The sequence below is a fragment of the Bacillus glycinifermentans genome (assembly GCF_001042475.2).
Taxonomy (GTDB): domain Bacteria; phylum Bacillota; class Bacilli; order Bacillales; family Bacillaceae; genus Bacillus; species Bacillus glycinifermentans.
This window is the reverse complement of sequence record NZ_LECW02000081.1, coordinates 1-654: the sequence shown is the minus strand read 5'-3', so window position 1 is coordinate 654 and position 654 is coordinate 1. Positions and strand designations below refer to the sequence as shown.

The window sequence follows — 654 nt, the reverse complement described above, 5'->3', positions numbered from 1 at the left end:
GCCGCGTACATCCCGGTAAGATACATGTCCAATCACATGAACATTTTGGGATGCCGGCCATTCAGCATGAGCCTTGACTTCAACACCCCGGATATTACCGGACGTATAGTTATTTAAAAGCCAAACATGCTTTGAACCGTCATCAACTTCAATACCGTTTGAGTTTGATTGCCCTTTCGCGTGGGCCGTACCTCTCGGATCGAAAGAATGACAGTTTGAAATAAAAAGATATTCACTATAGTGCGTCGTAATCCCGTCATCTCCTGCCCCATAAGCAACACAGTTGTCGAGCCAAATATACCGGCATCCGTCTTTTGTATACTGGGTGGACGGCAGATGATCATATGTAGGCGCCGTTATGTCGAATCCGTGCAAGCCCGGGTTAATAGCTTCAACATCCTTTACCCAGCCAAATTTCACATTTGCAAAGGTCAAACAGCTTGAATGTTGGCCGCCCGTAGCTCCGACGCCGCCTTGCCTGTCCGGGTTCCAATCAAGTGACATCCCTTGCACGAAAATATTTCTGTTTCCCTTTACATAATCGGCGTTTGTGATTACCCATTCGCTGGCAGGTGTATCTTCATGTAATTTCAGGATCGTCACACCTTTACCCTGACCGACAAGATAGGTCCAGGATGGGAGCTTAACCCCTCG

1 pseudogene is annotated in these 654 nt (G+C 47.6%); it reads right to left on the bottom strand.

Annotated elements, in window-relative coordinates:
- A pseudogene (locus AB447_RS24255) lies at window positions 1-654 on the bottom strand (glycosyl hydrolase family 28-related protein); the annotation flags it as partial.